The organism is Pleomorphomonas sp. PLEO (assembly GCF_041320595.1).
Taxonomy (GTDB): Bacteria; Pseudomonadota; Alphaproteobacteria; order Rhizobiales; family Pleomorphomonadaceae; genus Pleomorphomonas.
This window is the reverse complement of sequence record NZ_CP166625.1, coordinates 2,162,714-2,183,050: the sequence shown is the minus strand read 5'-3', so window position 1 is coordinate 2,183,050 and position 20,337 is coordinate 2,162,714. Positions and strand designations below refer to the sequence as shown.

Annotated in this window: 16 protein-coding genes; 8 read left to right on the top strand and 8 right to left on the bottom strand. The window is 61.9% G+C overall.

The window, feature by feature from the left end:
- Positions 1-82: 82 nt before the first annotated feature.
- The 3 genes from AB6N07_RS10155 (at position 83) to AB6N07_RS10145 (ending at position 1,225) form a co-directional block, all read left to right on the top strand.
- A complete protein-coding gene (locus tag AB6N07_RS10155) occupies positions 83-475 on the top strand; it encodes a DUF1428 domain-containing protein (protein WP_370677683.1) in 393 nt (130 codons plus the stop codon).
- A 76-nt stretch (positions 476-551) separates the two neighbouring features.
- Positions 552-791 (top strand): type II toxin-antitoxin system Phd/YefM family antitoxin, encoded by a 240-nt coding sequence (locus tag AB6N07_RS10150; RefSeq protein ID WP_370677682.1) that lies wholly within the window; start codon positions 552-554, stop codon positions 789-791.
- Positions 788-1,225 (top strand): PIN domain-containing protein, encoded by a 438-nt coding sequence (locus tag AB6N07_RS10145; protein WP_370677681.1) that lies wholly within the window; start codon positions 788-790, stop codon positions 1,223-1,225. Before AB6N07_RS10150 ends, AB6N07_RS10145 begins: the two co-directional genes overlap by 4 nt.
- 199 nt (positions 1,226-1,424) lie before the next feature.
- Here the strand turns inward: AB6N07_RS10145 and AB6N07_RS10140 are convergent, their stop codons facing one another.
- From AB6N07_RS10140 to AB6N07_RS10130, 3 genes are all read right to left on the bottom strand, one after another.
- Complete coding sequence (locus tag AB6N07_RS10140) at positions 1,425-2,657, bottom strand: TIR domain-containing protein (protein WP_370677680.1); 1,233 nt, start codon at positions 2,655-2,657, stop codon at positions 1,425-1,427.
- Positions 2,658-2,843: 186 nt separating this feature from the next.
- Positions 2,844-3,338 carry an RES family NAD+ phosphorylase gene (locus AB6N07_RS10135; protein ID WP_370677679.1) on the bottom strand — a complete coding sequence of 165 codons (495 nt, stop codon included), beginning with the start codon at positions 3,336-3,338 and terminating at the stop codon, positions 2,844-2,846.
- 7 nt (positions 3,339-3,345) lie between these two features.
- Positions 3,346-3,696 carry a hypothetical protein gene (locus tag AB6N07_RS10130; protein ID WP_370677678.1) on the bottom strand — a complete coding sequence of 117 codons (351 nt, stop codon included), beginning with the start codon at positions 3,694-3,696 and terminating at the stop codon, positions 3,346-3,348.
- 269 nt (positions 3,697-3,965) lie between these two features.
- Here AB6N07_RS10130 and AB6N07_RS10125 point away from each other — a divergent pair, with 269 nt between their 5' ends.
- The 5 genes from AB6N07_RS10125 (at position 3,966) to AB6N07_RS10105 (ending at position 11,053) form a co-directional block, all read left to right on the top strand.
- The gene (locus AB6N07_RS10125) at positions 3,966-5,048 is read left to right on the top strand and encodes a DUF4892 domain-containing protein (protein WP_370677677.1); all 1,083 of its coding nucleotides are present in this window, start codon (positions 3,966-3,968) and stop codon (positions 5,046-5,048) included.
- A gap of 322 nt (positions 5,049-5,370) precedes the next feature.
- Positions 5,371-7,371, top strand: a complete 2,001-nt coding sequence (gene tkt / locus AB6N07_RS10120) for a transketolase (protein WP_370677676.1) — start codon at positions 5,371-5,373, stop codon at positions 7,369-7,371.
- 263 nt (positions 7,372-7,634) lie between these two features.
- On the top strand, positions 7,635-8,792 hold the full coding sequence (locus tag AB6N07_RS10115; RefSeq protein ID WP_370677675.1) for an FIST N-terminal domain-containing protein: 1,158 nt from the start codon (positions 7,635-7,637) through the stop codon (positions 8,790-8,792).
- The gene (locus AB6N07_RS10110) at positions 8,785-10,008 is read left to right on the top strand and encodes a GGDEF domain-containing protein (protein WP_370677674.1); all 1,224 of its coding nucleotides are present in this window, start codon (positions 8,785-8,787) and stop codon (positions 10,006-10,008) included. The genes AB6N07_RS10115 and AB6N07_RS10110 overlap by 8 nt, the downstream gene beginning before the upstream one ends.
- 703 nt (positions 10,009-10,711) lie before the next feature.
- The gene (locus AB6N07_RS10105; protein ID WP_370677673.1) at positions 10,712-11,053 is read left to right on the top strand and encodes a hypothetical protein; all 342 of its coding nucleotides are present in this window, start codon (positions 10,712-10,714) and stop codon (positions 11,051-11,053) included.
- A 14-nt stretch (positions 11,054-11,067) separates the two neighbouring features.
- Here AB6N07_RS10105 and AB6N07_RS10100 read toward each other — a convergent pair whose 3' ends face one another.
- The 5 genes from AB6N07_RS10100 to bcsA all read right to left on the bottom strand — a co-directional run bounded on the left by AB6N07_RS10100 (position 11,068) and on the right by bcsA (position 20,337).
- Positions 11,068-11,673 carry a response regulator transcription factor gene (locus AB6N07_RS10100; RefSeq protein ID WP_370677672.1) on the bottom strand — a complete coding sequence of 202 codons (606 nt, stop codon included), beginning with the start codon at positions 11,671-11,673 and terminating at the stop codon, positions 11,068-11,070.
- Positions 11,674-12,732: 1,059 nt separating this feature from the next.
- The gene (locus AB6N07_RS10095; RefSeq protein ID WP_370677671.1) at positions 12,733-14,844 is read right to left on the bottom strand and encodes a cellulose synthase; all 2,112 of its coding nucleotides are present in this window, start codon (positions 14,842-14,844) and stop codon (positions 12,733-12,735) included.
- The gene (locus tag AB6N07_RS10090; RefSeq protein WP_370677670.1) at positions 14,835-15,887 is read right to left on the bottom strand and encodes a glycosyl hydrolase family 8; all 1,053 of its coding nucleotides are present in this window, start codon (positions 15,885-15,887) and stop codon (positions 14,835-14,837) included. The genes AB6N07_RS10095 and AB6N07_RS10090 overlap by 10 nt, the downstream gene beginning before the upstream one ends.
- Positions 15,884-18,157: a cellulose biosynthesis cyclic di-GMP-binding regulatory protein BcsB gene (locus AB6N07_RS10085; RefSeq protein WP_370677669.1), complete on the bottom strand. Its 2,274-nt coding sequence runs from the start codon at positions 18,155-18,157 to the stop codon at positions 15,884-15,886. Before AB6N07_RS10085 ends, AB6N07_RS10090 begins: the two co-directional genes overlap by 4 nt.
- Positions 18,154-20,337, bottom strand: coding sequence for a UDP-forming cellulose synthase catalytic subunit (gene bcsA, locus AB6N07_RS10080; protein WP_370677668.1), 2,184 nt, complete (start codon positions 20,335-20,337; stop codon positions 18,154-18,156). The genes AB6N07_RS10085 and bcsA overlap by 4 nt, the downstream gene beginning before the upstream one ends.

Sequence of the window (20,337 nt, the reverse complement as noted above, 5' to 3'; positions counted from 1 at the left end):
CAAGACAGGCGATCAATCGAGAAAGTGTAGATTTTTCGGCAACTTATAGACGATTCACAGGTCGCGGAGGGAGCAAGAGACAATGTCTTACTTTGACTGTTACCTGATCCCGGTACCGGAAACCAAACTGGAGACTTACAGGCACTTCTCCAAGAAGATCGCCAGCGTCTATCGCGATTACGGCGCCGTCAGGGTGATCGACTGCGTCCTCGACCCCGACGCGCAGTTTCATGCCGACGAGGCACGGGCCGAGATTGACGCCGCCGCGCTGCGCGACTTCCGAGCCGCCGCCGCCACCAGCCCCGGCGAAGTGGTGGTTCTCTCCTGGACCGAATGGCCGAGCAAAACCGTCCGCGACGAGTGCCTGCCGCACGTCCTGTCCGACCCGCGCATCCAGCCGGAAGACGGCGAGGACGCCATCTTCGAAGGAAAGCGGCTGGTCGCCGGCGGCTTCTTCAAGGTGATGGAGGTTTGAGGCGGCACCGATATGCCACTTGCGTCTCAGACCTGCACCTATGATATATGACTACAGTGGTCATATGGAGGGTCGAATGCGCGAAATCCAGCTTCGGGATGCCAAGGCGTCGCTATCGGCCGTGGTCGATCAGGCTATCGCGGGCTCGCCGGCGGTCATCACCCGGCACGGACGCAAGGCGGCGGTCGTCCTCTCCTGGGAGGAATGGCAGAGGCTTTCGCAGGTGCCGAGTTTCGGCCGCCTGCTCATGTCGTCCGACCTGGAACAGGGCGACATCGCCGAACGCGATCAGTCCTTCCGGGACATCGATCTGTGAAATACCTTGTCGACACCAACATCCTGTCGAGCGCCACAGCGGCACAGCCCCGCCTCGACGTGGTGGAATGGCTGGACAGGCACTCCCCGGAACTGGCGCTCTCGGTCGTCACGGCGTCCGAGATCCTATCCGGCATCGCCAAGCTGCGGCGGGAGGGCGCGACGGCCAAGGCAGCGCGACTGCGGGACTGGTGGGCAACACTCGAACACCTCTACGCCGACCGCATCCTCCCCTTCGGCCTCACCGAAGCCCGGATGGCCGGAGAGCTTGCGGACCGAGCACGTGGCAACGGCCACGCCCCAGGCTTCGCCGACATAGCCATCGCTGCGACGGCGGCGGCGCACGAGCTGACTATACTGACACGCAACATCCGACATTTCGGTGTATTGGGCGTCGCATGCCTCGATCTGTTCGAGACGCTTCCAGCCGATTGAGGCGCCACATAGACAGAGGAGACGCTTTCAATCGAGGTGAGGCATGGGGCCTCCGTCCAGCGGTAAAGTCGCCAACGGCCCGCCGCGTGTTCTGGTTCCGGGTATAAATCGAGAAGAACTCAAGAATACATTAGGCGACACAATTGCCAGAGAAAGTAATGACTCTCGGCACCATTGAAATGGTGGGGACAGAGCTGTTTCAGGATCGCCCGACCTTTCGCCAGTCGATTTCGAACCCAACCTCCTCCAGTTCACGAGCGAGCGCATTGCGCCATCCGCCGCCTTCGTCCAAGGTTTGATAAACTATCCCTGCAAAATCTGACGGCAATTCAATCGCATCGCGCTTCAACACACAGACCTTCTGTCGCCCCAGCTTGGCGATGAAATAACCAAGTTCCAGGATGACGTTCTGACGTGCACGAGGTTTCTGCTCGCCGCCAACCGTCGCCCCCACATCGTCGGGTGTGAGAAGCACAACAGCAAAGTCGACATCGCCGTGCGTCTCAATTTTTTCGATAATCGTTCGTCCCTGGTTGGCTTGCTCATGAAGGATTATAGCCTCAAATCGGATACGCTCTAGAAATCTGGCAACTGTTTCAAGCGTAGCTTTATCGTGACCATGAACAACGAAGACTTTGCGGCTTGCGGAAATCTTGCGACTGACAGACGTGGGTCTAACGGTGGACGCGGAAGTTAACAGCTGCGCTGTGCTTTCATTATCACGCGAAAATATTACGTTTCCCGACTCCGAAACGTCATTCATGGTGCCCGCTGCGCTAGACGCTTTTTTGAAGGCATCTCTCTCCTTCTCACCGATGTTGTTCATGGTACCACTGCGATAGAGTTCACCTGCACGAGCAACAATTGCTGATTGAAGATATATGCCGTCCGGTGTTCGTGCTTCCGGGTTTTCGAGCGCGAAAGTCGCCAAGGACGTTGATCTCGCCGCTAACCCAGCCCCCAGACCGGCATTTGTCTGCAATAAATCGTATTCCAAGCGTAACGCTTCAAAGCCCGAATGCCCTTCGGCTTTGAGCATATTTGCGGCCGCAATAACTAACGCCCTCGACGGGAACGGCGGAAATTTCTTCGTTTGGATTTCGTCTCTCATATGCTCCCCCGCACTTTCACCAGACTCGGCGATCTGGCCGTGTCTAAAGCTATCTCCTATTGGAATAGGTTCGGTAGTCGGCCAGAAGTCTTCGTAGCGGCTATTTGCCCAGCGTTCGACAAACTTTCGCGCTTCGCCAGCGGACACAGGACGGAATGTGTCCACCACTCCAGCGTGATCAGCTTCCACCATAAAAAACGCGCCAGCAGGCGTTCGATAGAGACACCACGCCGCATCCGACAGCTCAGAATCATGGCTTCCACAACCAATCTCCTCCGCCTTGTCTGTGTCATACATGACCCCGTCAATCACCCGCCTCATCTGCCCCTCCAGTCACTGATAAAGGACATTATCAGAGATGAGATGCGGAGCCCGAAAGCCCGACGAAGGAGGTGGCCTTGCTAGAATCCAGTGCGAAACAAAAAAGGCGCCCCTTTTGCTGGTCGCCCCCGTCGTACAGGCAATGTGGATGGAAAAATGAAAATATAACCCGACGTCTTTCGCATCTCATCCCAGCCTTCCCTCGTCGTCGATCACCGTCAGCCGATACCTCCCGCTCTCCACCCACCGCCACAAGACGAGGTTGAGGTCGGTCTCCGTCGAGCCGCGGGCGAAGCTGCGAACCAGCAGCCCCGAGAATCCACGATCGACTAGATCGGCGGCAAAGCCCTGTGTTTTCGATCGGCCCGTTCCCCGCATCTCGTCGCGCCATGTCGTTGCCGCAAGATCGCCCACCGCCAGGCCGCGCTCGGCCAACGCTGCCGTGTCCCGGCTATCAAAGATATCGTCGATATCCGCCTCATAGGCGACCAGCGTCGTCGGTTGCAGGCTGCCGACCTGGTTGGCCTCGCGGATCGCCGAGAGCACGTCGAGCGTCAGATAGAGGGCCGGCGTGCCTTTGGCGTTGAAGCGGCCGCCATAGAGTTGTGCGCCTCGCCCCGACAGCGGCTCCCTGGCATAAACGGGATTGAGGGCGCGGTAGAGGGTACCTTGGAAGCGCATAAGAGCCTCAGGCAAAGACGCCGGCATCCACCGCGTCGATATAGTCGAGCACCTCACCCGCCCGGCCCTGCTGCGTCAGCGCCATCGCCGTGGCGCCGCCGAAGCCGGCAAGCGGCTCCGACCGGTACCAGGCATAGGCGATCAGGGCGGAGCCGAAGCGCGGCTCCACCTTGTTGACGATCTCCACCATCTCGCGCAGGCGCCGCTGGGTCTTGTCCGAGCGAAGGCGGTCGATGCGCAGCACGGCGTCGCGGCCAAGGCCGGCCGAGCGCGCCACCTCGTCCTTGGTCGTCATGAAGGCGTCGGCGATCTTGGTCGCAGCGAACAGGCCGTTGTCGGCATATTGAGCCAGTCCCATCCTTACACCTCGCGCCACATTTATTGACGTGAATATAGGTCGTTTCAAATGGCATAGCAACCATTCGCCGACCAGAAACGATCCGTTGCGGTTTCCAGATGGGAAACTCCATGCAGCCCTTCGCATTGAAAATCATTCGACTAACTACGCGTAATCGCTTACACGCCCCGATGTTTCCAGTTGTATCCTCACCCCAGCGACGGAGGCATTCGGCGGGAGGACTGCGCGCCGGATGACGGCGCGATCGGTACCCAACCCGGAGCCAAACCATGTCACACTGGAAAGCGGGCGCCCTGCTGGCCCTCGGACTCCTCGGCTTTATTCCCGCCGCCCTTGCCGACGCGACGCTGCCGACCAAGGACATCAAGGGCGCCGCCGACAATCCGCTGGTGCCGCGCTACGAGGGGTCGTTCATCGTCAGCTATGCCCAGCAGAAATTCACCGATTTCAATCTGCCGCTGTCGCCGCTGGAGGCCAACGGCAAGCTCGATGCCAGCAACAACAACGTCTACGCGCCCAAGCAATCCAAAGACCTTGAGGGCCAGTTGACGCGGCTCGTCTATATCGAGCCGGAGGATCGCTCGCCGCTCGAGGTGCTGCGCAACTATCAGGACGCGCTGAGGGCGGCCGGCGGCGAGGTGCTGTGGGAGTGCAAGGGCGAGGACTGCGGCGGCTCGTCCACCCGGTCGAGTTCGGGCGGCGGCGGCGACACCAGCCTCACCATGCACTTCTTCACCGAGAGGGACCTGAAGGATGGAGCCTTCTCCAACGGCGCCTGCGCCGTTACCTCATCGATCACCGACCAGCGCTATTTCTCCGGCCGGCTGCCGGGCGACGGCGGCGACAGCTTCCTCGCCGTCCAGACCTACACCATCCCCGATGGCAGCCCCTATTGCGGCGCTTTCAACAATCGCACCATCGCCATCGTCTACATTCTGGAGCCGAAGGCGCGCGAGCAGAAGATGGTGGTGGTCAAAGCCGAGGAGATGGCCAAGGATATCAATGCCTCCGGCCATGTGGCGCTCTACGGCATCCTGTTCGACACCGACAAGGCAACGCTGAAACCCGAGTCCGAACCAACGCTGACCGAGATCGCCAAGCTCTTGTCGGACAACGCCGACCTCAAGGTGGTCATCGTCGGTCACACCGACAACGTCGGCGCCTTCGACTACAACATCGACCTGTCCAAGAAGCGGGCGGCGGCGGTGGTCGGCGCGCTGACCAAGCGCTTCCAGGTTCCGGCCGACCGCATGAAGAGTGCCGGCATCGGCATGGTGGCGCCGGTCGCTACCAACGCCAGCGAGGACGGCCGCGCCAAGAACCGCCGCGTCGAGGTGGTTCGGCTGAACTGAACAACCCGCAAGTGGAGGGCGCCCACCAGCGCCCTTCCCCAGGGTGTCGCCTTTATAAGGCCGGCACCAGATCCTCATTGCGGCAGCCAGCTTGGTCATGGATCGCAGCCGTGCATGGCCGCGAGCAACATCTGCTTCGACAATGGCGCGACATCGCTGCCGTTCGCCGGTAAGCGGGCCTGAAATAGCCGCGAAAAGGGCCTATCGGTTCGCTCCTGACATATGCATCCCTCCGAGACCACCGGCGCGGATCAGGTGTCGGCATGACCGCCGCTCTCCTCACAACGCCCCTCAAGGGGCAGCGCCCGAAAGGCGATGGACAATGGATTTGGCAAACAAGACCTATGCAAATGCCATCCGCATGCTGAGCGTCGACGCCGTTCAGAAGGCGAATTCCGGCCATCCGGGCGCCCCGATGGGCATGGCCGACATGGCCGTGGCGCTGTGGGGCAAGTATCTCAGGCACAATCCCGCCGACCCCGCCTGGATCAACCGCGACCGCTTCGTCCTGTCCAACGGCCATGCGTCGATGCTGCTCTATTCCCTGCTGCATTTGACCGGCTACGACCTGACGATCGACGACATCAAGGGCTTCCGGCAACTGCATTCGAGAACGCCCGGCCATCCCGAATATCGTCAGACACCCGGCGTGGAAACGACGACAGGGCCACTCGGACAGGGCATCGCCAATGCCGTTGGCATGGCCATCGCCGAAAGAACGCTGGCCGCTCACTTCAATCGGCCGGGCCACGCGGTCATCGACCACTTCACCTATTGCTTCCTTGGCGATGGCTGCTTGATGGAAGGCATCTCGCACGAGGCCTGCTCGCTGGCCGGCACGCTCGGCCTCGGCAAGCTGATCGCCTTCTGGGACAACAACCACATTTCCATCGACGGCCGCGTCGACACATGGTTCTCCGAGGATAAGGTGGCGCGTTTCCGCGCTTACGGCTGGCACGTCGTCGAGGACATCGATGGTCAGGATGCCGAGGCCGTCGCCGCGGCGATCGAACTGTCTCATCGGGAAAGCGGCAAGCCGAGCCTTCTGTGCTGCCGCACGACGATCGGCTTCGGCTCGCCCAACAAGGCCGACAGCCATGATGCCCACGGCTCGCCGCTCGGCGTGGCCGAGGTGGCTCTGGTTCGCAAGCAGCTGGGATGGACGGCCGAGCCCTTCGTCATTGCCGATGACATTCTCAAGGCCTGGGACGGCCGCGCCAGGGGGGCCGAGCTCCAGAACGATTGGCAGCGGGCCTTCGACGCCTACGCCCGCGACTATCCCGATCTCGCCAGGGAATTGCTGCGGCGCTCGCACGAAGAGCTTCCCGAAAACTGGGCCGAACATAGCAACGCCTACATCGCCAGCCTGCAGGCCAACCCGGCGTCGCTTGCCACCCGGCAGGCGAGCCAGAACACCATCAAGGCTTTCGCCGAGGTGCTGCCCGAGTTCTTCGGCGGCTCGGCCGACCTGTCTCCGTCGAACCTGACACGGCTGACCAATTCGGTCGACGTCAACGCCGCCACCGCCGACGGCAACTACATCCACTACGGCGTGCGCGAGTTCGGCATGACGGCGATCCTCAGCGGCATCGCCCTGCATGGCGGCTTCGTGCCCTATGGCGGCACCTTCCTGATGTTCATGGAATATGCCCGCAACGCCGTCCGCATGGCGGCGCTGATGAAACTGCGGGTGATCCTCGTTTACACCCACGACAGCATCGGCCTGGGTGAGGATGGCCCGACCCATCAGCCCGTCGAACAGCTCGCATCCCTCAGGATGACGCCCAACGTCGAGACCTGGCGCGGCTGCGATCAGGTTGAGGCGGCGATCGGCTGGCAACAGGCCATCGAAAGAATGGATGGTCCGTCGGCCCTCGTCTTCACGCGCCAGGCGCTGCCGCAGCAGTCCCGCACGCCCGAGCAACTGAAGGCCGTGACGCGCGGCGGTTATGTTCTCGTCGATTGCGAGGGCGTGCCCGAGTTGATCCTGATCTCCAGCGGTTCGGAAGTCGGGTTGGCGGTCGACGCCGCCGCCGAGCTCAAGAAACGGGGCATGCAAGTTCGCGTCGTGTCGATGCCCTGCACACGGCGCTTCGACGACCAGGACAAGGCGTATCGGGACGCGGTGCTGCCGCCAACGGTGCGCAAGCGGGTTGCCATCGAGGCGAGCATCGCTTCGTTCTGGGAGCGCTACGTCGGCCTCGACGGCATGGTCATCGGCATGACCGGCTTCGGGGAGTCGGCGCCGGCCGATGTGTTGTTCGACTATTTCGGCTTCAGCAAGGAAAAAGTCCTGCGCAAGATCGACCAATACCTCGTTTGAGAAGCCGGCTCACGCCGGAAGGTCGCACCGGGATAGGCTCCGGTGTGACCAGAGCATCAATGCTCTCCCCCGCCCGCGTCAGGACCGCCGCCTCTTGCGGCATCCATCGTCGTGCTTACGCAATCGCAACGGACATTGGTATTTGTATCCAGACCTTAACGAAGGCGTTACTTCTACTACAGAATATAAACATTGATAAGAAGATGGAAGCCATGGGGCGGTGATACTGGGGTTTATATCGACGTCCGAGAACCCCCTCCCAAATGCGCGCTCCCATTCGCCGCTTTCATTCTGCCAGTACAGACGCGCGCACCGCCGTGCGGGAATTCCATGACGGCGTCTTCCAGCCCGACATGGCCCTGGTGCTGTTTTTCTGTTCCAGCGCCTATGAACTCGACGACATAGCCGACGAGATGACCCGCCAATTCCCCGGGGTGCAAGTGATCGGCTGCACCACCGCCGGCGAAATCGGCCCCGAGGGTTACCTCAACTATAGCCTCAGCGGCGTCAGCTTGCCCGGCGACAGTTTCGCCGCCGTCGGCCACCTCGTTGCCAACCTGCAGCGGTTCGAGCTGTCCTCGGCCCGCGCCCTCGTCCAGTCGCAGTTGCTGGAACTCGACACCAAGACCGACGCTTGCCCTGAGCTTGCCAACCGCTTCGCGCTGTCGCTGATCGACGGCCTGTCGATCCGCGAGGAACTGGTCTGCCGCGCCTTCCAGACCGCCCTCGACGACGTCTGCCTGGTCGGAGGATCGGCGGGCGACGACCTCAATTTCGTGCGCACCCATGTCTATCACGGCGGGCGCTTCCACACCGACGCGGCGGTGGTGATCCTGGTCGCCACCTCGCGGCCATTCCGTGCCGTCAAGATCCAGAACTTCGTGCCAAACGACGAACGGCTGGTGGTGACGGCCGCCGAGCCGGAGCGCCGCCGCGTGTTGGAGATCAACGGGCTGCCGGCCGCCGAGGAATATGCCCGGGTGATCGACGTCCCCCAGAAGAGCCTTGGCCCGGCCAAGTTCGCCGACGCGCCGATCGTCGTTCTGCTGGCCGGTACCCATTACGTGCGCGCCGTCCAGACGGCTCATCGCGACGGCAGCCTCACCTTCTACTGCGCCATCGACGAGGGTATGGTGTTCCGCATTGCCAGCATGACCGACGTCGTCGCCAACCTGAGCGCGGCGCTCGCCGAGATCCGCAAAGCAATAGGACTGCCCGAATTACTGATAGGGTTTGACTGTATCCTGAGAAAGCTCAATATCTCGAGTAAAACATTAACCAGGGAGGTCGAAAGCATTCTGAGCGAGAATAACGTCATCGGCTTTTCCTGTTATGGTGAGCAGTATAACGGCATTCACGTCAACCATACCCTGACCGGGATTGCGATCGGAGACTTGCCTGGGGACCAACAGGATGGTTGAGCGTCGACCTCTCGGGCCAGAGTCAGATCCCAAACTGCTGCTCCAGGAAATTGCCCGACAGAACAAGGTGATTCATGCGCTGATCAACCGGCTGGAGCGCAACGCCGCCGGTGACTACCGCAGCGAATTCGACGAGCTTCAGACCGCCGTGGCGCTGAAAAGCGAAGTGCGTCGCCGCACCGCCGCGCTGGAAACCGCCCTCGGCGACAACGAGTTGATGACGCGCCAATTGCGCGAGTCCGAATTCAAGCTGCTCAGCGTCGTCAACCAGCCGCTGGTCGGCATCTCCACCTCCGAGGACGGGAAATTCACCTTCGCCAACCAGAAGCTGGCGGACATCTTCGGCTATGAGGCAAGCGAGCTGATCGGCCGCGACATCCTCATCCTGGTGGCCGAGCAAGACCGGCCGATGGTAGCCGAACACACGCGCCAGAGAATGTCCGGCCAAGTGCCCGTCGCCGACTATACGTTTCGCGGGCTGCGCAAGGATGGCGTGGAGATCGATATCGAACTTCACGGCAGCCTGCACCACATTGGAGTGAAGCCGATCGCCGTCTCCGTCATGCTGGACGTCAGCAAGCGCAAGCAGGCGGAACGACGCGCCGAGGACCTGCATGCCCTGCTGCGCGAGCAATCGATCCGCGACGCCCTGACGGGGCTCTACAATCGCCGCTATCTCGACGTGGCGCTGGAAGAAGAATGTAGCCGGGCGCAACGCGATGGAGATGTGTTCAGCATCGTCATGTGCGACATCGACCACTTCAAGTCGGTCAACGACAAATACGGCCATCAGGCGGGCGACGACGTGCTCGCCATCATCGCGGCCCAGCTCGGCAAGCGCTGCGGGCCGGCCGATCAGGCCTTCCGCTATGGCGGCGAGGAGTTTCTCATCGTGCTGCCGGGCCAAACCGACGCCATGGCGGCCAACTGGGCCAACGAACTGCGCGAGACGCTGCGCGAACAGACCATCAAGCCCGGCCGGCAAGCCTTCCGGATCACCGCGTCCTTCGGCGTCGCCGCGTTTCCACACCATGGCCTGTGCTGTACCGAGGTCATCGGCTTTGCCGACAGAGCACTCTACGCCGCCAAGCGCGGCGGCCGCGATCAGGTGCGGATCGCCGACCCCGTGACGACAATACCCAGCCCCGCGCTCGCCCCCGCCAAGTGGCGGCTAGAGCATCGTCCGACCGGCGTGAAACGAGGATCGATAAGATGATGCTTCCAAACCAAGTACTTAGAGCGCCGATCTGATTCAATCAGATCGAATAGCGTTCTAAGGGCCAGCGGCGACGAGCTGGCGGAACGGTGAGGCGCAGCGCCTTGATCCGTTTCTTTCGCCAAACCGCGGCGCGTCGTTGTTGGTGTTGTCCTAACGATACCAGATAGGCCCGATCACGAGCCTATAGATGGAAAACACACTCAGCCCCAAAGCAATCGCCAGGGCCGACCAGAACAGAGTTTCAGCGCCGTGAAAACAGAGCGGAACATACAGGGCGATTGCCACAGGCAACAATATTCCACACACGGTTAGGAACAATGCGCCCCTGACTTTTCTATTGAAGTGTATGTATCCCTTTTCAGCTCCGCAGGAGCGGCATAGAATTTCTTTTCTTGGTACGTTATTTAAGCAATGTGGGCAGTGCGCCATTGTCGAACCTGTAGATTATTATATTGAGCATCCATAAGTCTCAGAAATTGGAGCCCTTCTTTCATGAAGATCTGTTTGTAATTTCCCATTGTCGAATATAGGTATACCAATCGATCTATACGTTTAGATTTATGCAGGAACTCTAGCAGAGCCCAATTTCATCCAAACCCAGGCGACATTGTTCCAATTTCTGCTGGCTTTCGACGGGACTCTCGCGAGAGGTCCACGGAGAGCTGAGCAAGAAACTAATGTACTTATCAAGAGCCGTAAGTTGTTTGATCAGCTCGCGGCGGGCGCGCATCCCTTCTTCGGAAACCACGGGAACCTCGATGACGTAACATACGCTTGCGTGGAACTGCTTCTCGAGGGCATCCGCCTCCCGCTCGCCAAGACACAATACGCCGGCCAGCCGAACACGCCGAGCCATGGCGGCCGATACGGCTTTAATTTCACTATCTATCTCGGCGCATTTTTCGGCGAGCACGCGCCCTCGCCTCTCGAAAATCTTTGGGTGCATAGCATCCTCAAAGCAATGATTGATCGAAATCTTCGAATGAAAACGACAAAAGAAAACGGGAATGAAATCAGCATAAAGCTTGAGATATCTGTCTGACGCGAAATTTCCGGTTATTCGTCTTTGATATCGGACTCGCCTGAATCTCGAATACTATTGCTCAATAGAATCATAGCAATGAGATGGGTGACATTGCGCGCGCCAACACGACGTTTCAGCGCTTCGATCCGATGTTCAACGGTTCTGGGAGAGAGGTTGAGTTCGCGGGCAATTTCCTTGGCGCCATAGCCCGCCGCGAGATATGATACGGTCTCAATCTCCCGCTCATTGAGATGTAGATCAATATCTGATATCATTTCTTTTCGTTTAGTAATTGATAGTAATACTCGTTCTAATATAAAAAAATGTATTTCTTTTCGAAAGAATATTTGATCAATGAAATCTGTTTGGTTCGGCGGTTTTGGCCGAACGGATTCATAGCTAATACCATGCGGCGCCAACGCAGGTGAAAGTTCGTCAGCAGCGGATGGCATATGACTTATCTTGGCTGAAGAAAGATCGATATGCCACTTGTGCCGAGCCATATCCCGGCTCGCGGCATCATATGGCCTGTGAGCCGTCAGCGCGTTTGCGCGACTGACAAAGCGAGCTTTTCGCGAGCTGGCGTCTTGCGCTGCTCTGGGTGGATCTTGGTCCCATTCATGTTTTTTGGCTTGCATGAAGCGACCCTTATTCCCCATTTTCTCGATTTGCCTCGAACAGGCACAATCGATTGCTCCAATAATGATGCAATCTGACTTCTGTGAAAGTTTGAAGTCAACCCATACAAGCCATAACGAAGCCCGTCAGGGGTATATTTACCTGACCGTAGCCGACCCTATACACCAAATATTTGCCGCCTTAGCTTTAATAGAGCATCCATAATACATATTCTGACGAAGATAAAATTCATATATACTTTATTTACGCTAGTAAGTGGGCGGATGTACACAGGGATAAAAATGGGTATTTTTACCTAAGTCAAAAGTATAAGAATCGGCGTTCAGAGCGCCTGCGCACAACCAATAATGATAAAATTTGTCATTGATAATGCATATGATTCGCATTTAGGACAAGCGGATCGATCGCCCCTCTCGTGAATTCGGCTATTGTGAGTTTCATATACCTCGCAAATTCCAGGCGCGACCGGCCGCCGCGCAGACGATAACCTTCAGAGCCCGACTCGAAACTCGCTGGTGGCTAGGTAGATAGCGACAAGCAGCAGAATGAGCATTCAACAATAATTAAGTATAATCGAGTGCCTCACAGCCCCCCGGGAGGCTCGGGGTAGATCTACCCCGTTGCAAACGGCTCTCATTTGACGCAAAACTACCTAGACAAAGACGAGCGCCGCGGGGGCGGTGGGAAGTAACCACAAAATATATTTCGGACTTTTTTTATAAATTTATCCTCGGAAGTTGACATCCGAGGGACTAGCCATAGTTAAAATAGGTCCGCCGTCGACGCCACACGACGGCGGACCATTTCCTGAACAGAAAAATACTTTAAATAGACGAAAGGGAGGATGCCGAGGGTATCCTCCCCCTTCGAAGGGATCAGTGACCACCAATGGGTTCGTCAATCATCCGTGGCGAGCTCGGAAACGATCGCGTTTACACCAATTCGCGAAGATGCTGACGCATCCGCTCATTGACGTCATTGCCGATTTCTCATTTGCATCAGGGGCATGAGAAATCGGCAAGCAGAATACCAAGAGGCATTTTCAATGCATCTTGGTACTAGCCATGCTGGTCGCGGATCATGTTGAGCCCGCGCGGCCCCTCGGGATTGCCGATCGCCGCCAAGGCCGAGAACACCCGCTTTGCCTCTTCCATGGAGCCAAGCTTGACGTAGGCATGGCCGCGCAACGTCATCAGATCCAAGGGCTCGGGCGCCAGAGCGGCCCGCTGATCGAGATAGAGAATGGCTTCCCGGAACCGGTTACCGTCGAAGGCGGCGATGGCCCGGTTGGCCAGAATGATCGTCTGCAGCGTCGCCGCCCGCTCGGGCGACATCGGCGTGCCGGTGGCGGCGATCGCCGCTTCGTCGGTCAGCCCCAGCCGCAGCAAGGCGAGCGCCCGGCCGTAGCTGGCTTCCTCGCGACGGCTGGCCGAGGCACGGGCGGCAACCGCCTCGAAGCTTCTGAGGGCGGACGCCGGCTGTTTGAGGTCCATATAGCACCAGCCCAGACGCAGAGCGGCGGCGTCGGATGTCGGCTGGGACTGCGACGGGGCCGTCACACCCTTGCAATTGCCCGCGCCCGCGCTACGCGGCGTCGAGGCGGAGGCCTCAACGCGCCTGCCTTTCGGTTGCGCCTTGGCGCTCATCGGAGCTGAAAAGGCCACCGTGGACACCGCCGGGCCAACCGGGGCTTGCCCGGCGGCCGGTATGGACCCGGTCACGGCGACATCCCCCTCGATAGCGGCCTTCCGGCCCGGGGCTGGGGCTGGGGCTGGTGCGCGCCCCAGGGCGGCGATGCGGGGTGAGCGATCGGCCCAGGCGTCCCGCAGGCGCGTGGCCGTTGCGACATCGCCGAGATCGAGGCGGGTCAGCGTCAGGCCAAAAGCCGAGGGCTCGTCGTCGGCGGACCAGGACAGCGCCGTCGAAAACCAGTCGGAGGCGGTTTCCAACTGGTGGGCCTGGCGGGCATACCAGCCGAATTGCTGGGCGGCGACGGCATCCCGTTCCGTCAGAACCGCCTCGGCCATGCGTTGCATCACCGCGGCGTCAATTGTTACCGGCGGATTTTGCGACAGAAGGTTGGCCGCCGCCGCCAGATAGGTGGCCATGGTATCCTTCGACGTCTGGCGCCAGCCGTACATGACGGCCTCCCCCTCGGCATATTGCTGTTTGGCAAGCAGCGTCAGCGTGAGACCGACGGCCGCCGACGCCGAATCCTGAAGGGTGCGCGCCCGTTCGAAATAGGCCTGGGCAGCGGGCGAGCGGCCATGCAGCCAGACGTACCAGGCATAATTGAGGACGTCGTCCACCGAACCGCCCTGGTCGGCCATGCTCTTCAGCCGCTCGACATAGGACGCGTCGACGACCAGCTTGGCATCGGCATTGGCATCGCCCACGAAACGGCGGGCAAGGTCGTCCTTGAGGGAGGCGAACTCACCGGTCCCCTCCGCGGCCAGCGGTTCGTCGGCAATCAGCCGCTGCACCGCCGCATAGGGCAACAGCTCCGCCGCCTTCTGGAGCGTGGCGCGGTGGATGTCGCCGCCGCCGCAGGTCTTGAGCACGTAGTCGTAGGCGTCCTCGCCGCGCTTGGCCCGGTCGGTGCGCACGAAGGACTCGGCGACCATCCAGATCACGTTGATCTCGGAACAGGACGTCAGATCCGGCGCGTTGGCGGCGGTTTCCACCACCCTCGCATATTGCTTGAGGTTGTAGGCGTTGGTCAGGCGGCGCCGCGCCTCGCCACGGTCCAGCATGGTCAGGAGGTCGGCGGGCGGTTGCCAGTCGGGCTCGCGCTCCTTGCGGGCGGCGATGGCGGCGCGCGCCTCGGGGAAATGGTCCTGGGAATAGAGCTGCCAGATGGCGTTGAGTTCCCGGTCCGGCGGCTCGGGCGCGTTGGCGGGATCGGTGGGCGGGATCCAATCGGGGTGGAGGGCCTGCAGACGGCTGATTTCCAGGTTGAGGCGGACGCTGTCGCCATTTCGGGCGAAATAGCGAAGCGCGCTGACGTCGACATCGTCCGCCGCCGCGTCGGTCGTCGGCGTCGGGCTGGCGGTCGGTTGCGCTAGATCGCCTGTCCGGTTGGCATCGGCGGCGGCCAGGCTGGTCGGCGCCACGCCCAGCCACAGGGCGGCGGCGACAACGGCGAGGGGGGAGAGTGGGTTCACAGACACTTGGGGTATTTCTCCCTGGCAATGGCCAAGCCGAGAAGTTGCAGCGTGGAGGGATAGTAAAGCGTGGGGGTGAAGGTCCGGCTGGGCTCGGACAGCCGACTGCCGTCGATCGCGCAGGCGGCAAGGTCGACGACCATGCGATAGCCCGGCTCGCTCAGCGAGGCGCGCACCCTGTCGCCGGCAAGATCGAACACCGCCGGATTGCCGTCGTCCGCCGTCATGCCCGCCTTGAGGCGCTTGAGGCGTTCCGGGTCGGTGATGCCGCCGCCGATCAGATAAAGCGGAATCCGGATCGAGTTGTAGCCGAACTCGGGAGGAAAGCCGTCGGCCATGAAATGATGCTCCGGCCCCAGGCTGACCCACTCGGACGGCAGGCGCCGGCGACCGAACTCGCTCTCGTCGATCAGCGCCACACCGCTGTCGCCGAGCGCCTTCCACAGCGGGGACGGCAACAGCTCGGTCATCGCCGGCAGCGCCGCGAACACCCAGTAGGACGGGTTCACCACCGGGCTGTTGTCCGGCCGGTCCTCCGCCGTAAAGCCGCTGGCGCCCGGCAGAAGATAGGGGCGCCCCTTCCACGTCACCACGCAGTGCTCGGCGATCGCGGTGGCGATGGTTCGGCCAAGGGCAAGGTAATCGGGGCGCTGCCAGGCTTTGCCGGCGCTCCACAGAGCATAGGCGATCAACAGATCGCCATCGGTGGCATTGTTGAGGTCCGGCGTGTGGGAACCGGCGCCGGGCACCCATTTCCACACCGACAACCCGTCGTCGCGCAGCAGCATCTCGGTGCGCGTGAAGGTCCAGATGCGTTCGAAGTCATCCGGCCGGCCAGCCAGATAGGCCAGCATCAGCCCGTAGCCCTGGCCTTCGCTGTGGCTGATGCCGCCGTTGCCGGTGTCGACGATGCGGCCCGACGGATCAAGGAAATGCTGCTTGTAGGCGCCCCACTCGGGCTCGGTGAGGGTGGCCCCTCGAACGACCTCGGTTCCCGACACCATGCAGGCAACCGACAGCGCCGCCAAGGCGATCACAGGCGCTTTCATCGATGCCTCCCGAACCGGCGGATCAGCAAGCCCATGCTGACGGCCAACAGGATGCAGAAGAAAATCTGCAGCCCCACATAGATCAGGATGTTGCTCGACAGCCAGTTGGCGGCGATCAGGCGGAAGTTGCCGACATCGAACCGATTGGGCAGCACCACCTCAGTGGAACGCGAGGCCACCGTGATCTTCTGATCGGCGGCGCGCAGGCTGGCGAGCCATCCGCCAAGCTGCCGCCAGTTCCCCTCCCGCGCGAGGAAGCCGACGCCGGCGCTCAATGCGTCGGGGGTGGGCGCGGCGACCAGCAGCCAGTCGGCGGTCGGGCTGGCCGCGACGAGGGTCGAGGTGCCCGGCTCGGGCGCGAAAGCCAGCCCGGCGTCGGACGGCATGTGGAAGAGATCGCCGCTGAGGCCGAAATAGGACGACAGCCATTTCTGGAACCGCTCGAGCGCGCCTGCCACGCCGTTGGCTGGCAGGCGTTCGCTCCAGGCGTCGATGTCGGCGCCCGACGGCGCGGGGGCGCCACGGCCGGTTGCCTCCGCGCTCCAGCGCGCCGCCAGATCGGCCGTCAGATCGAAGGTGGACAGCGAGGCCTCTGGGATTTGACCGCCCGCCGCCACCACGATGGCCGGCGCCTCCGGCTTCAGCTCGCTCACTGAGGTCACCGGATGGATCGCAATGTCGCGTCCGGCCTTGAGCGAGAGCTTGCCGAGCAGCGTGCCGGCCGCTGACAGCTCACCGGGCGCGATCTCGCCCAGCAGCAGGTCGACCGGTTCTTGGGTCGCGGTGAACGGATAGCCGATCTGGGTGAGCGCGGACAGATTGGGCCGTTGGCCGGCCCGGGCATAGTCGGGGAAATCGATGGTGGTGGTGTCGAACAGCACGAAATGGGTTGCCGTGTCGCCGGTATGGCCGGGCGCGCAGGCGACGTCTGCCTCGGTCAACAGGTTGGCCTCGAAGGTGATGATGTTCAGACCCGGCCGGAAATGCCGCATCGGCACCCGCACCGGCAGCTCGCGCATGACGCCGCCGCCGCGCACGTCGATGGGAATGGCCGCCGCCACCTGATCATTGACGAAAATGACCAGACCGCTTCCCGGGAGAACCTCCTTGGTAAAGGCGGTATCCAGGTGGACGACCATGTCGCCATAGGCGTTGGCGTAAAAGTCGCCCGGCAGGCCGACCGCCAAGTCGGTGCGCAGACGCCGGCCGGAAAACTCCTCGGTGCGATAGCCGAGATCGGCCAGCGCCAGACGGCTGTTGCCGGTGATCACCTTCGGTTCGGGCATCAGGAACGCCGCCGTCGGCAGGCTGGCGACAGCCGCCGTCGAGCGTGGCAGCAGGCCGTCGATGGCGACGGAAACCGCCCGCCAGTCCGACCCGCTGATCACTAGAGCCGAGGCGTCGCCGCTCCTGACCATCCGCGCGGCCGGGGTCGCGGCGCCGAGATCGGCCCCACCGGGCAGCAGGGGACGTAGCTCATCGGCTGTTCCGACCAGCACCGACAGATGCCCCGCCTGAGAGGCAGCAACGGTATCGGCGCTGAACGAGACGCTCTGGTTGGGCATGCCGGCGGCGAGCTGCAAGCGCCCGGCCAGGCGCAGCAGCGGCTCGACGGCCGCCATCCCTCTGAGTGCCGGCGCGGTGATCGAGAAGGTCGTCTGACCCTGGCTGTCGGCGCCGATAGAGCGAATGGCCTCGAGCGCATTGCCCGAACTCGACGCTTTCGCCTCGATGAAGGTGGTGGCCGGATCGAGCCGGGTCCACAGCTCGGCGGTGGAGGCGGGGCCGCAATCGGTCCGGTGGCGCTGGGTCGCCTCGATCGACACCCTGTTGCTACCCGGTTTGAGAAGGCCGGCCGGCAGGTCGAAGGACAGGCTCGCCGGCCGCTCGGAGGCTTTCAGCGACGTTTTGCCCACCGGCGTTCCGTTGATCGACAGCGTCAACGCCGAGAACTCCGGCGCCACCGCGATGGCATTCTGGTAGCCGAGCGAAACCGCCTGCCCGGCCTCGGCCTGCTCGGGCGAAAGATAGACCGACCAGGATCGCCTGACCTCCTCGCCTTCCAGCGACAGGGCGCCGGCCGGCAGCAGGTAGGCTCGCCCCGTGGCGGGCGCCGCCACCGGCTCGGCCGGCTTGACGGCCTGAGGTGTTTCGACCACCGGCGGGGTCGTTCTTTCCCCGCTCATGTCGAAGGGGGCCGCCTGCTGGGCGGCGAGCGTTGAGGGCGAAAGGGCGATCAGGCTCGCCAGAAGAAGGGACGAGGGCTTCATGGCGTCTGCTTCTCCACGCTTGCCGACCGCTCGCGGCCGCCGAGGCGACGCAGCTGGTAGCCGAGGCCACGGACGGTATGGAACAGCGCCAGATAGAGGAACCATGCCGAGCCCCTGATGATGCCGAGGTTCCGACGTCTCCCCATCTGGAATTCGGTCCATCGCGCCGAATTGGCAAACACCAGATCGGCAATGCCGCGTCGGTGCTGTGGCTCGCTGGGATCGAACTCGCAGCCGACGACGAACAGCTGGTTGCCCTGCGGGGTGGTGCGCCGAATGGTGATCGGCACGCTGACCTCTTCCTCGCTCTCATGCAGTTGGAAGCTGAGCATCGCCGTGCCGCCGGGCTTGGCTTCGAGCTTGCCGGGATGGAACACATGCAGGCCGGCGCCGAGCGTCGACACGTTGACGATCGATGCGTCGTACCACACGTCGTTCAGCCCGAAGCGGCAGCGCCGGTTGACGGAGACGCGCTGGGCCGCCTGGCGGTTGGCGCGCTCGGACACCACACCCAGGGTGCAGCCGGCAAGAACCAGGTTCAGAAGGTTCCAGCCGCCGACCGTCAGCGTCACGCCCGACTGATAGGGCTGGGTATAGAGGCGATAGATGGTGACGACGACGCCGATGGAGAGCACGCCGAACAGCACGAAGAAGGGTGTGCCGATCTCCGACAGCCGGCTGCTGGTGATGGTTTCGTCCTTGGCCGTCACCTTGAAGGTGGGTTTTCTCGGGTTGAACCAAACCGACACGATGGCCGGCAACAGATGCAGCGTCTGGGCGTATTCGTAGAGTTCTGAGATCCAGGGCCAGCGGAAGGAGCCGTAGAGATAGTTCTGCAGCATCAGGTTGGCGCCGAGATAGACCAGGATATAGGCCATGAAGTCGGTGCCGGAGGCGGCGAAGATCTGAAGATTGAAGAACAGGTAGCACAGCGGCGCCAGAAGGAAGATGGCGCGCGACAGCGGGAAGAACCAGAACAGCGTCGACGACATGTAGCAGATCCGCTGCGGCAGGCTCAGCCCCCGGCGGAAGGCCGGGAAGTGGAAGATCAGGATCTGCATCATGCCCTGCGCCCAGCGGCTGCGCTGGCCGATGAAGCTGGCGAAGGTGGCCGGTTGCAGGCCGGCGATCAGCGGCTTGTCGACATAGACGGAGTTCCAGCCCGCCGCGTGCAGGGCGAGCGCGGTTTCGCAATCCTCGGTGATCGACGAGCCGCTGAAGCCATCGGTGACCGCGAGCGCCTCGCGGCGCAGCACGGCCGCCGAGCCGCAGAAGAACGAGGCGTTCCACTTGTCGAGGCCGCGCTGGATGATGCCGTAGAACATTTCGTTCTCGCTGGGCATCGCATCGAAGGTGTCGAGGTTGCGCTCGATGGGGTCCGGGTTGATGAAGAAATGCGGCGTCTGCACCAGGAACAGCTTGGGATCTTCCTCGAAATAGCCGGTCGTCTCCTTGAGGAACTCGCGGGCCGGCGCGTGATCGGCGTCGAACACGGCCACCAGTTCGCCCGTCGAATGTTCGAGGCCGTTGTTGAGGTTGCCGGCCTTGGCGCGGCTGTTGAGCGGCCGCGTCAGATAGTTGACCCCCAGCTCCCGGCAGAGCGTTTCCATCTCGGCGCGCCGAGCAATGGCCGCCCGCGACTCCAGCACGTTGACCGACTGGCACTTCTGGTCGGTGGCGCCATCATCAAGCAGCCAGACCGTCAGCTTGCCGGCCGGATAATCCATCGCCTTGGCCGACGACAGCGTGTTGGCCAGCAGGCCGACATCCTCATTGTAGGACGGCACGAAAACGTCGACCGTCGGCCATTCCGAGGGGATCGGCGAGGCGCGCGGCGGCAAGGGGCTGGCCACCACGAAAAGGCTGAGCATCAGCATCAGCACATTGTACATTTCGGCCAGATAGAGCAGCAGGCCGGGGATGAAGTTCTCGAGCTGGCTGACCGGCGGCAGGGTCTGCGTCGTCCGCCAATAGACATAGCGCAGCACGATGACGACGCCGAGCGTCAGCGAGAAGAAGCGCCAGCCGCCCTCCGCCTTGATCTGCTTGAGGAGCGCCATCACCAGAATGACCGAAACGCCGGTGACCAGCTGCGTCTGCATGCTGATCGGCAGCGTGGCGACCGCCACGAAGCCCGCCACCGCGATCAGCCAAAGGAGAAACATGCCGAAGGTCTTCAT

Bases quoted from the DNA above. Each gene is read 5' to 3' on its own strand.
- AB6N07_RS10155 (WP_370677683.1), top strand. From the start codon at position 83: ATGTCTTACTTTGACTGTTACCTGATCCCGGTACCGGAAACCAAACTG.
- AB6N07_RS10150 (WP_370677682.1), top strand. From the start codon at position 552: ATGCGCGAAATCCAGCTTCGGGATGCCAAGGCGTCGCTATCGGCCGTG.
- AB6N07_RS10140 (WP_370677680.1), bottom strand. From the start codon at position 2,657: ATGAGGCGGGTGATTGACGGGGTCATGTATGACACAGACAAGGCGGAG.
- AB6N07_RS10135 (WP_370677679.1), bottom strand. From the start codon at position 3,338: ATGCGCTTCCAAGGTACCCTCTACCGCGCCCTCAATCCCGTTTATGCC.
- AB6N07_RS10130 (WP_370677678.1), bottom strand. From the start codon at position 3,696: ATGGGACTGGCTCAATATGCCGACAACGGCCTGTTCGCTGCGACCAAG.
- AB6N07_RS10125 (WP_370677677.1), top strand. From the start codon at position 3,966: ATGTCACACTGGAAAGCGGGCGCCCTGCTGGCCCTCGGACTCCTCGGC.
- tkt (WP_370677676.1), top strand. From the start codon at position 5,371: ATGGATTTGGCAAACAAGACCTATGCAAATGCCATCCGCATGCTGAGC.
- AB6N07_RS10115 (WP_370677675.1), top strand. From the start codon at position 7,635: ATGCGCGCTCCCATTCGCCGCTTTCATTCTGCCAGTACAGACGCGCGC.
- AB6N07_RS10110 (WP_370677674.1), top strand. From the start codon at position 8,785: ATGGTTGAGCGTCGACCTCTCGGGCCAGAGTCAGATCCCAAACTGCTG.
- AB6N07_RS10100 (WP_370677672.1), bottom strand. From the start codon at position 11,673: ATGCAAGCCAAAAAACATGAATGGGACCAAGATCCACCCAGAGCAGCG.
- AB6N07_RS10090 (WP_370677670.1), bottom strand. From the start codon at position 15,887: ATGAAAGCGCCTGTGATCGCCTTGGCGGCGCTGTCGGTTGCCTGCATG.
- AB6N07_RS10085 (WP_370677669.1), bottom strand. From the start codon at position 18,157: ATGAAGCCCTCGTCCCTTCTTCTGGCGAGCCTGATCGCCCTTTCGCCC.
- bcsA (WP_370677668.1), bottom strand. From the start codon at position 20,337: ATGAAGACCTTCGGCATGTTTCTCCTTTGGCTGATCGCGGTGGCGGGC.